General features: G+C 43.0%; 7 protein-coding genes and 5 pseudogenes. 7 read left to right on the top strand and 5 right to left on the bottom strand.

Annotated features, from left to right (window positions below; genetic code table 11):
* A pseudogene (locus tag HK413_RS14070) lies at window positions 1-771 on the bottom strand (aminotransferase class I/II-fold pyridoxal phosphate-dependent enzyme); the annotation flags it as partial.
* 123 nt (window positions 772-894) lie between these two features.
* Here HK413_RS14070 and HK413_RS22515 point away from each other — a divergent pair.
* The 3 genes and pseudogenes from HK413_RS22515 to trhO all read left to right on the top strand — a co-directional run bounded on the left by HK413_RS22515 (window position 895) and on the right by trhO (window position 4,461).
* Window positions 895-3,143: pseudogene (locus HK413_RS22515) on the top strand (DUF5686 and carboxypeptidase regulatory-like domain-containing protein).
* On the top strand, window positions 3,086-3,379 hold the full coding sequence (locus tag HK413_RS14050; protein ID WP_317169623.1) for a DUF5686 family protein: 294 nt from the start codon (window positions 3,086-3,088) through the stop codon (window positions 3,377-3,379). The pseudogene HK413_RS22515 and the gene HK413_RS14050 overlap by 58 nt, the downstream one beginning before the upstream one ends.
* A 128-nt stretch (window positions 3,380-3,507) precedes the next feature.
* On the top strand, window positions 3,508-4,461 hold the full coding sequence (gene trhO, locus HK413_RS14045; RefSeq protein WP_175270574.1) for an oxygen-dependent tRNA uridine(34) hydroxylase TrhO: 954 nt from the start codon (window positions 3,508-3,510) through the stop codon (window positions 4,459-4,461).
* A gap of 186 nt (window positions 4,462-4,647) precedes the next feature.
* Here the strand turns inward: trhO and HK413_RS18750 are convergent, their stop codons facing one another.
* The 4 genes and pseudogenes from HK413_RS18750 to HK413_RS14030 form a co-directional block, all read right to left on the bottom strand.
* On the bottom strand, window positions 4,648-4,911 hold the full coding sequence (locus HK413_RS18750) for a hypothetical protein (RefSeq protein ID WP_246230582.1): 264 nt from the start codon (window positions 4,909-4,911) through the stop codon (window positions 4,648-4,650).
* Window positions 4,912-4,952: 41 nt separating this feature from the next.
* On the bottom strand, window positions 4,953-6,038 hold the full coding sequence (locus tag HK413_RS14040) for a phytoene desaturase family protein (protein WP_246230580.1): 1,086 nt from the start codon (window positions 6,036-6,038) through the stop codon (window positions 4,953-4,955).
* Window positions 6,039-6,186: 148 nt separating this feature from the next.
* Complete coding sequence (locus HK413_RS14035) at window positions 6,187-6,741, bottom strand: type 1 glutamine amidotransferase domain-containing protein (protein WP_175270573.1); 555 nt, start codon at window positions 6,739-6,741, stop codon at window positions 6,187-6,189.
* Between the two features lie 135 nt (window positions 6,742-6,876).
* Window positions 6,877-7,884: pseudogene (locus HK413_RS14030) on the bottom strand (aspartate-semialdehyde dehydrogenase).
* A gap of 166 nt (window positions 7,885-8,050) precedes the next feature.
* Here HK413_RS14030 and HK413_RS14025 point away from each other — a divergent pair.
* The 4 genes and pseudogenes from HK413_RS14025 (at window position 8,051) to HK413_RS14020 (ending at window position 10,077) form a co-directional block, all read left to right on the top strand.
* Window positions 8,051-8,990: pseudogene (locus tag HK413_RS14025) on the top strand (NAD-dependent epimerase/dehydratase family protein).
* A gap of 191 nt (window positions 8,991-9,181) precedes the next feature.
* Window positions 9,182-9,289, top strand: a pseudogene (locus HK413_RS18745) (YebC/PmpR family DNA-binding transcriptional regulator); the annotation flags it as partial.
* Between the two features lie 88 nt (window positions 9,290-9,377).
* The gene (locus HK413_RS22510) at window positions 9,378-9,491 is read left to right on the top strand and encodes a hypothetical protein (RefSeq protein WP_394353194.1); all 114 of its coding nucleotides are present in this window, start codon (window positions 9,378-9,380) and stop codon (window positions 9,489-9,491) included.
* A gap of 187 nt (window positions 9,492-9,678) precedes the next feature.
* Window positions 9,679-10,077 (top strand): hypothetical protein, encoded by a 399-nt coding sequence (locus HK413_RS14020; RefSeq protein WP_175270572.1) that lies wholly within the window; start codon window positions 9,679-9,681, stop codon window positions 10,075-10,077.
* Window positions 10,078-10,788 lie beyond the last annotated feature (711 nt).

Raw genomic sequence — 10,788 nt, 5'->3', positions numbered from 1 at the left:
CAATAATTTGGCCAGATGTAAACCCGCCCGACGCACCGCCCAGCGCTTTACCTAACGTACCGGTAATAATATCTATTTTACCCATTACATTATGATGCTCGTGTGTACCACGGCCGGTTTTACCCATAAAGCCGGAGCAGTGGCTCTCATCAATCATAACCAAAGCATTATACTTTTCAGCCAACGCGCAGATCTTATCAAGTTGTGCAATTGTACCATCCATGGAGAACGCGCCATCAGTAACAATAATACGATGACGAAGTGCGACTGTTTCCTGTAGCTTAGCTTCGGGTCGGCCATATCATCGTGCTTATAACGGTACCGCTGGGCCTTGCACAGGCGCACACCGTCTATGATTGACGCATGGTTCAGCTCATCAGATATAATAGCATCCTGCGCGTCAAACAGTGGCTCAAATACACCTCCATTGGCATCAAATGCAGCAGCGTAAAGTATGGTGTCTTCCGTTCCTAAAAACTCGGCTATCTTCTTTTCAAGTTCCTTGTGGATATCCTGTGTACCACAAATAAACCTTACTGACGACAAGCCATAACCATGCGTATCCATCGCTTTTTTAGCAGCCTCAATAACTCTTTTATCGCCGCTTAGGCCCGGGTAATTATTAGCGCAAAAGTTTATTACTTCCTGGCCGCCGGCCACCGTAATATCAGCCCCTTGTGCCGAGGTTATAATGCGTTCTTTTTTATAAAGGCCTGCTTCTGCTATAGCTGCAAGCTCCTGTTGCAAAACCGGTTGTAGTGTGTTGTACATGTTTACAGTTAATTTCTGCAAAATTAAGCATTAACTGTCATTTAGCTTCAAAACGCTGCGTTTTTAATAATAATAGGTTTCAGGTCAAACATTTGTGCGCTTAAATGCTTATTTGTGGACAATATGAAAAGATTTTTACTATCGGTTTTTATACTGTTGGGCGCTTTTGTTTTTAAGGCATCGGCGCAGCAATATGTTTTGTCAGGCAAAATAACAGATGTAAACGGCAAACCCATTTCCTATGTATCAGTCTATATCCATAACTCCACTTATGGTACAACCACTAACGAAGACGGTATTTATAAATTCAATATCCCTGCCGGCACCTATAATTTGGTTTACCGCTTTGTAGGTTATAAAGAACGCATTGAAAAAGTAGTCATAAACGACCGCGAGGAACGACGGGACATACAATTGGAAGATGAAATTTACCAACTGAAAACCGCAACGATCCGTGATAAAGATGGTATGGATACCGCTGCCAATGTAATTATGCGTAAGGTTATTGCCAAGCGCGAGTATTATTTAAACGAGATCAAATCCTACTCGTGCGCTATTTATGTTAAGGGTGTACAAAAACTGGTTAGCGCGCCTAAGTCGTTATTAAAGGGCGGGGTATCCAGAGTATTGGACCTGGACAGTAACGGCCGGGGAATACTTTACCAGTCTGAGCAGTTGTCAACCTTCGATTTTGAGCGGCCAAATAAGGTGAAAGAGGTCACTATAGCCTCGCGTGCAGCAGGTATAACACCAACATTCAGCTACTACAAAGCGTCAGATCTGCAGGCAAACTTTTATAATAATGTTTTTGTGATTAATGGATTAAGCGCCAACGGTTTTGTATCGCCTATTGCAGCGAATGCGTTCTCTTATTATCGCTACAAGCTTATCGGGCAAACAGTTACCAACGGACGCACTATTGATAAGATCCAACTATCGGCTCGCGGCCGGGCGACCATGCTTTTGAGGGCGATATTTATATAGTTGAGGGCGACTGGCGCATTTATAGTGTTAACCTGCGCCTAACCAATAAAACCAATAAACTTAACCTGTTGATACCATGACCATAAGCCAGCAATATGTGCCCGTGGTTGACAGTACCGGATGCCGGTATCTACCCAATATGATTATAGCGGCAACGTATTTGGCTTTAAATTCGGGGGGTATTATATAGGCGTTTACAACAACTACAAGTTTAACGTGGAACGCCCCAAAGGTTTTTTTAATGGTGAGATATTAAGGATTGATACTGCTGCAAACTCAAAAGACGCCGGCTATTGGTTCAAGAACAGGCCGATACCATTAACTGCCCTTGAAACGCGCGATTTCCAGAAAAAAGACAGTATTGAGCGGGTGCAAAAAACTAAACCTTATCTTGATTCACTGCAAAAACCAAGAATAAACTATCACCGATACCTTACCTGGTGGTTGGACATACTGCCACCAGCCGCGACAATAAAGATTCGTTATATTACTACCCGTTCAATCAAACCTTATTTTATAACACGGTTGAAGGCGTTGGCTTAAACTTAAGGGTGCGTTACTCTACCACGTCTGATGATTTTAAAACTTTAAGCATTTCGCCCGCTGTAAGGTATGGCTTTGCCAATAAGCTGTTTAGCGCCAATATTCATTCATCATATATTTATGATCCATTTAATGCCGGGCAGTTCTTTTTTAACTTTGGTAATGATGTGCTCGATTTAAATAATGTGGGCACGCGGTCATTGTTCTTCAATACCTTAAGTACTTTACTAAGTACCAATAACTATGTAAAATATTACCGGTCGGAGTTTGGCGAGGGTGGTTACCAGCGCGAACTTTCAAATGGCATTTTATGGACGTCATACCTATCATACGCCAGGCGTACCCAGCTATACAATATCTCATACAACCATATTTTTAAAGCCAAAGGCCGGGAGTTTACATCAAACAATCCGCTGGCGCCTGAAGGTACACCTGCAGATGACAGATCATTTTTATTCCCGCAAAGCAAGGCGCTTACTTTTAGTACGTCGGTTAAGTTTACTTTCGATCAGCATTATATAACCCGGCCAACCGGTAAGGTTTATTTGCCATCGGCTTATCCTACTTTAACTGTTAATTACCGCAAAGCAATACCAAATGTATTTGGGTCGGATGCTGACTATGATTTTGCATCGCTTGACATATCGAAGGATAAGATCCGCGTTGGGTTAATGGGCTATTCATCTTTCAAAATAACCGGCGGTACTTTCTTTACCAAAAAAGCGCTGTACTTTATGGATTACTATCACTTTTTAGGTAACCAGGTACTACTTTCGATCCTACTTATGTGGGTAGTTTCCACTTTCTGCCATTTTACACCTTTAGTGCCAATAGCGCTTTTTTAGAAGCGCATTACCAGCATAATTTTGCAGGTTCATTGCTTAATAAAATTGGCTTTATCCGCAAGTTAAAACTCGAAGAAATTATAGGCGCCAACTACCTTACCGAGCGCAGCAACATGAACTATAGTGAGCTTTATGTTGGCTTGCAGCGCCTGGTTTTCAGGGTTGATTACGGTATATCTTATGCCGGTGATAAGAAGTATCTGCAAGGGTTTAGAATATATTACGGGATACGCTAATGCATAGTGGTTTGTGGTTGGTGATTAGAGGTTATTTAAAAAAACTACAGCCTGATCACTGATCTTTAATCACTAATCACTAAATTTGCACTTCATTTAACGCCGTTTGCAGCGGCATCAATGATTTTATGGGACAATACAACACACTACTTTACTATTGTTATTCAACAATAGCAGATGCGGAGCAATTTGCTGCCGATCATCTAAAATTTTGCAAATCTCTTAACCTTACCGGTCGTATTATTGTAGCCAACGAGGGCTTGAATGGCACTGTTTCCGGCTCGCCCGAATCATGCAAAACCTATATGGATACTTTACATGCAGATGAGCGTTTTGCCGGCATCGACTTTAAAGTTGATGAAGTAGATACACCGTCATTTGTAAAAATGCACGTTCGTTATAAAGACGAGATTGTGCACTCTGGCCTGCGCGATCCTAACATTATTAATCCGCAACAAAAAACCGGCAAGCATTTAGAGCCTAAGGAGTTCCCGGAGCTGAAAAATAGCGAGGATGTAGTGATACTTGATGTACGCTCAAACTACGAACATAACCTGGGTAAATTTAAAAACGCCATAACGCTGGATATCGAGAACTTTCGCGATTTCCCGGATAAAATTAACGAGCTTGCCCAATACAAAGACAAGAAAGTAATTACCTATTGCACCGGTGGCATTAAATGCGAAAAAGCATCGGCACTGTTACTGCACGAAGGTTTTAAGGACGTTTATCAACTACACGGCGGGATCATCAAATACGGTAAAGAAGCCGGTGGCGAGGATTTTGAAGGCAAGTGTTATGTGTTTGATAACCGTTTATCTGTCGAAGTAAATACAGTTAACCCGGTGGTGATATCAACCTGCTATAACTGCGGCAAAACCACCGAGAAAATGATAAACTGCGCTAACCCAGAGTGCAACGAACATTTTACCCAATGCGACGAATGCGGCACAGCTATGGAAGGCTGCTGCAGCGATGTCTGTAAAGAACATCCGCGCAAACGTGTTTATGATGGTACCGGGTATTATGTAAAAGTACCGCAGCCGGTGAATGTAAAGGCTGCAAAGGTGCAGTTGGCATAATACATCTAATTGTCATTCTGAGCATAGCGAAGAATCTTCTACACAAGATAAGTAGTTCGTTTACCTGTCAGTTATAGAAGATTCTTCGCTATGCTCAGAATGACAAAAACTTCTACAATGCTTCGCTTACAATCTTAGCCGATAACAAACACAAAGGTATCCCGCCACCCGGGTGCACACTTCCCCCTACAAAATACAGGTTTTTATGGCCGATTGATTAGCATGGCGGTTAAACGCGGCATACTTATTATTTGAGCTTGTGCCATAAATAGATCCCCGGTATGACGAGGTTTTACTTTCGATGTCGCGCGGATCCATTATTGTTTCGCTGATGATAAGTTTGCCGATATTCTCATTCAGCAGGCCGGAAAGCTTTATTAAAATATTTTTGCGGGCCTCGGTTATTAAAGCGTCCCAATCCTGCCCGGTATTGGCAGGGACGTTGATCATTACAAACCAGTTCTCGCAGCCCCGGGGCGCATCTTTAGGTTTTAGCTTGGAGGTGATATTGACGTAAACGGTTGGATCGTGGTAGATCGTTTTTCTTTCCAGATCTGGTCGAACTCAGCTTTATAATCGGCGCTGAAAAATATGTTATGCAGATCAAGCCGGGCGAACTTTTTATTTATCCCCCAGTAAAACACCAATGCGGAACTGCTGCGTTCCTGTGTTAGTATTTTTTTGGGGTGAAATTTGGCATATGCTTTTAATAACTTATTGTAAGTGAACCATACATCCATGTTGGATACCACAACATCGGCATTAATCACCTCGCCCTTAACTTTTATACCTGTTGTCTTTTTACCTGTTAAAATAATCTCATCAACCGACGAATTGTAATTAAACTTTACGCCAAGCATCGTTGCCAGATCAACCAGGCTGGTAACAATGCTGTACATACCCTCGATAGGGAAATACGCGCCAAGCTCCTGCTCTAAATGCGGGATAATATTTAACGTTGCGGGCGCGGCATAAGGGTTTGAGCCGTTGTAAGTAGCATACCTGTCATAAAACTGAACCATACGCTCGTCCTTAAAAATACTTTGGTTAGCCTGATGCATGGTGCGCCCGGTATCAAGCTTTTTCACGTTTAAAAATGCTTTAAAACCTTCTTTGGTAAAAAGCTCCTTTAAACCTTTAAATGCCCGTTGTAAAAAAACAGGATTGGTTAATTGATAGATCTGCGCGCTGTTTGCTGCCTGCTTTTGTAATGCTTCGGCTGATTCGCCGGTGTGAGTGGTTATTTCCTTTTCAAACTTTTCTTTATCTGCGTAAGCGGTTAGCTTAGTGCCTTCTTCATAAAAATACTTACAGATAACATCCAGTTTTTGGTATTGGAAATATTTAGAGGCATCCTTACCAGCCAAAGTAAATAGCTCATCAATATATTCCGGCATGGTAAGCAAACTTGGCCCCGCATCAAACCTGAATTTATCATTCATTACCTCACCCAGTTTACCGCCGGGCGTAGCATTAGCCTCAAAAACCTCAACTGTGTAGCCTTTAACAGCTAACCGGATAGCAGTTGCAATTCCGGCTATACCTGCACCAATTATGACGACTTTTCTTGAGGACATAGTACAAAGGTAAGAAATCTAACTCCTTATGTCATTTCGAATGAGCGTAGCGAAGAGAAATCTTAAATGCTTTATTAGCGGGCGCTTATTTAGGATTTCTCACTCGTTCCTCGTATCGAAATGACATAGCGATAGTTAAATGGAGCCTCTAGATTTCGTTGTGCACACCTTCAGAAATTTCCTCGATCATCTTTTTATTAAATGCAGGCAAATCATCGGGGCGGCGGCTGGTTACCAAACCATTGTCTACCACTATTTCCTCGTCGCTCCATTCGGCCCCGGCATTTTTCAGATCTGTTTGCAGCGATGGGTAGGAGGTTAATTTACGGCCGGCTATCATACCTGTTTCTATCAGCATTTGCGGGCCATGACATATAGCTGCCAATGGCTTACCCTCGTCCAAAAATGCCGAAACAAAAGCCACCGCGTCTTTATTTTGCCGTAATTTATCGGGGTTCAGCACGCCTCCGGGTAATACCAGCGCGTCATAATCGTCAGGGCTTACTTCGCTAAGTTCTTTGTCAACATCAACTGTAATTCCCCAGTCGGTTTTATCCCACGCTTTTATTCTACCACTTTTTGGCGATATTACATGTACCGTAGCACCTGCATTTTTTAACGCTTCAACCGGACTGGTTAATTCTACCTGCTCAAATCCCTCCTCGGTAAGAACAGCTACTTTTTTATTACTTAATACTGCCATAATATTTATCATTTATCTATAAATAGTACAGGCAGGTTTAAGGATAGTTTTGTGAAACTTGAAAAACAAAAAAGAGATAACCAACCGGCTATCCCTTTTTAATTCTACTTGTTCACCCTTCAGGGGTTAGGGCGCTTACACTTCTACGCTTTGGCCCACCAAATGGTTCGCTACCAGTACTCGGCAATTTGCACCGCGTTGGTTGCAGCGCCTTTGCGCAGGTTGTCGCTCACTATCCAGCAGTTTAAAGTGTTTGGCTGGCTCTCATCACGACGGATACGGCCCACAAATACTTCATCTTTATCGTGCGCGTCAAGCGGCATTGGGTATTTCAGGTTGGCAACATCGTCGGTAACAATAATTCCCGGCGCTTTGCTTAATATTTCTCTTACTTCCGCCAAATCAAAATCGTTAGCAAACTCAATGTTTACAGACTCTGAGTGACCACCCATAACCGGGATGCGCACGGTAGTAGCCGTAACACGGATGCTGTCGTCACCCATGATCTTGTTGGTTTCTTTAACCATTTTCATTTCCTCTTTAGTGTAACCGTTCTCGGTAAATACATCAATATGAGGCAAAACGTTCAAGTCAATTTTATACGGGTATGCCATTGGGCCGTCAACACCCGCGCGCTCGTTCATCAACTGGTCTACCGCCTTAACGCCGGTACCGGTTACTGATTGATACGTTGAAACAACCACGCGTTTAATTTTATACCTGTCGTGCAATGGTTTTAAGGCCACTACCATTTGTATGGTTGAGCAATTTGGGTTGGCAATAATTTTATCTTCGGGAGTTAACACATCGGCATTAACTTCGGGCACAACCAGTTTTTTGGTTGGGTCCATGCGCCAGAGCTGATGAATTATCAATTACCGTAGTACCTGCTGCCGCGAATAACGGAGCCTGTGCCAATGATGTGCTGCCACCTGCCGAAAATAGGGCGATGTCAGCCTTCTGTTTTATCGCATCCTCAACAGAAATAACCTTAATAGCCTTACCCTTGAAAGTGATCTCTTTACCTACACTTTTCTCTGATGCGACTAATAATAGTTCTGTAATGGGGAAGTTGCGTTCTTCAAGAACCTGCAACATTTTAGTGCCAACTAATCCTGTGGCGCCTACAACTGCGATTTTCATTGTTTTTAAATGGTTAATTAATAAATACTTATTGAACCGTAAATATCGGCATTTTTTATTGACTGACTACACTTTATGTAATTGATAGGTGATATTTTGTATGAGCCATGTCAAAAAGGCAATCATTTCGCCCAAATTTTTACCTTTGTTGCAACTGATACTCTTTATGACCGAAAAGATAATTGTTATTGGCTCTAACGGCCAAATAGGCACCGAACTGGTGATGAATTTACGCGCCAAATATGGCAACAACCAGTTATTGCAACCGATATCCGCGATACCGATAACCCGCTAACAAAAGATGGCCCTTTCGAGTTGGCTAACGTATTGGATAAGGATAGCCTGCATAAGTTGTTTGATAAACATCGCCCTACACAGGTTTATTTATTAGCCGCCATATTATCTGCCGTAGGCGAACAAAAACCAAAACTGGCCTGGGACCTGAACATGAACGGGCTGATCCACATTCTGGATCTGGCTGTCGAATTTAAAACGGCTAAAGTTTTCTGGCCAAGCTCTATCGCGGTTTTCGGGCCGCATTCGCCAAGGGAGAACACACCACAATTTTGTGTGATGGACCCTAACTCGGTTTATGGTTTCAGCAAGCTGGCCGGCGAGCGCTGGTGCGAGTATTATTATGTTAAACATGGTTTGGATGTACGCAGTATCCGCTACCCCGGCCTGATAGGCTGGCGATCTGAACCCGGCGGCGGCACTACTGATTATGCTGTTGATATCTTTCACCGGCTTTAGCCAAAGGCGAATATGAAAGTTTCCTTTCTGCCGATACCGCTTTACCAATGATGTATATGGAGGATGCCATACGGGCCACCCTCGAATTGATGGAAGCACCTGCTTATAAAATAAGTATCCGTTCATCGTACAACTTGGGTGGTATCAGCTTCACGCCTGCGCAATTATCCGCAGAAATAAAAAAACACCTGCCCGATTTTAAAATAAGCTATGCCGGGCACGACCCGCGCCAGGCCATTGCCGATAGCTGGCCAAAAAGCATTGACGATACCTACGCCCAAAACGACTGGGGCTGGAAACAAAAATTTGACCTGAGCAGTATGACTGCTGATATGTTGGAGAACCTGAAATAGTAAATCCGGTATGGGATGCTGAACTTGTTTCAGCATCCCCTTTGCGAAGTATTAAATCATGCCGGGCGGAATGTTCTGTGGGATGCCGAAATAAATTCGGCATGACGGTTTGTGCTATACTATCCTAACTAAAACATAAACATTATATTTGCACCTCAAAGTCCTGCCTAAAAGGATTCATTTAGCATACAATGGGAAGAGCATTCGAATTCCGTAAAGAAAGAAAATTTAAGCGTTGGGCCAAAATGGCCGTACAGTTTACCCGTTTGGGTAAAGAGATAGTAATGGCCGTTAAAGATTTAAGATTTCTCTTCGCTACGCTCATTCGAAATGACATAAGGAGTTAGATTTCTTACCTTTGTACTATGTCCTCAAGAAAAAGTCGTCATAATTGGTGCAGGTATAGCCGGAATTGCAACTGCTATCCGGTTAGCTGTTAAAGGCTACACAGTTGAGGTTTTGAGGCTAATGCTACGCCCGGCGGTAAACTGGGTGAGGTAATGAATGATAAATTCAGGTTTGATGCGGGGCCAAGTTTGCTTACCATGCCGGAATATATTGATGAGCTATTTACTTTGGCTGGTAGGATGCCTCTAAATATTTCCAATACCAAAAACTGGATGTTATCTGTAAGTATTTTTATGAGAAGAAGGCACTAAGCTAACCGCTTACGCAGATAAAGAAAAGTTTGAAAATAACCACTCACACCGGCGAATCAGCCGAAGCATTACAAAAGCAGGCAGCAAACAGCGCGCAGATCTATCAATTAACCAATCTGTTTTTACAACGGGCATTTAAAGGTTTAAAGGAGCTTTTTACCAAAGAAGGTTTTAAAGCATTTTTAAACGTGAAAAGAGCGATACCGGGCGCACCATGCATCAGGCTAACCAAAAGTATTTTTAAGGACGAGCGTATGGTTCAGTTTTATGACGGGTATGCTACTTACAACGGCTCAAACCCTTATGCCGCGCCCGCAACGTTAAATATTATCCCGCATTTAGAGAGGAGCTTGGCGCGTATTTCCCTATCGAGGGTATGTACAGCATTGTTACCAGCCTGGTTGATCTGGCAACGATGCTTGGCGTAAAGTTTAATTACAATTCGTCGGTTGATGAGATTATTTTAACAGGTAAAAGACAACAGGTATAAAGTTAAAGGCGAGGTGATTAATGCCGATGTTGTGGTATCCAGCATGTGGATGTATGGTTCACTTACAATAAGTTATTAAAAGCATATGCCAAATTTCACCCCAAAAAATACTAACACAGGAACGCAGCAGTTCCGCATTGGTGTTTACTGGCGGGTGATATGCCGTGCCGAGCATCAACATGAATGGCTATGGAGCTACTCCCACAGCTAAGTTCGTAAAAAGCATATGTGAGGCCCTAATGCCAGGAACGCAGAGTAAAGTTCTTGACTGATACCTGTTTCGGCGCCAGTCAAGCGATTACGAAGAAAAAAACGATGCCTCAACTAGATTTACGTCAATATACAACAAAATGAAAGATCGCCCAGCTACTGGCGGCTACGTCTAATACCGGTACAGAGTTGAGACAGCTTCAACTTTCCGGCCTGCTGAATAATCGGCTGAAGCGCCAGCGGGCAATGTGGATCGCGTCGTGCGTCGCCACCGGGGATACCGACGCGGCAAATGAGGCATGGGGCGCGCGTTCAGCCACCGTATCGTCGGCCGTAAAAACGCAACGTTACAACAGGTACTGATACGCGTGTTGTTATCGGTAACAGAAAGTTTTTTGTCATTCTGAGCATGGCGAGAGGAATCTTCTATAACTGACAG

The sequence above is a fragment of the Mucilaginibacter humi genome (genome assembly GCF_013087555.1).
Note: the sequence above shows the minus strand (reverse complement) of the source record. Positions and strands in the feature narration are given on the sequence as shown.

Bases quoted from the DNA above. Each gene is read 5' to 3' on its own strand.
- trhO (WP_175270574.1), top strand. From the start codon at position 3,508: ATGGGACAATACAACACACTACTTTACTATTGTTATTCAACAATAGCA.
- HK413_RS18750 (WP_246230582.1), bottom strand. From the start codon at position 4,911: ATGATCAACGTCCCTGCCAATACCGGGCAGGATTGGGACGCTTTAATA.
- HK413_RS14040 (WP_246230580.1), bottom strand. From the start codon at position 6,038: ATGTCCTCAAGAAAAGTCGTCATAATTGGTGCAGGTATAGCCGGAATT.
- HK413_RS14035 (WP_175270573.1), bottom strand. From the start codon at position 6,741: ATGGCAGTATTAAGTAATAAAAAAGTAGCTGTTCTTACCGAGGAGGGA.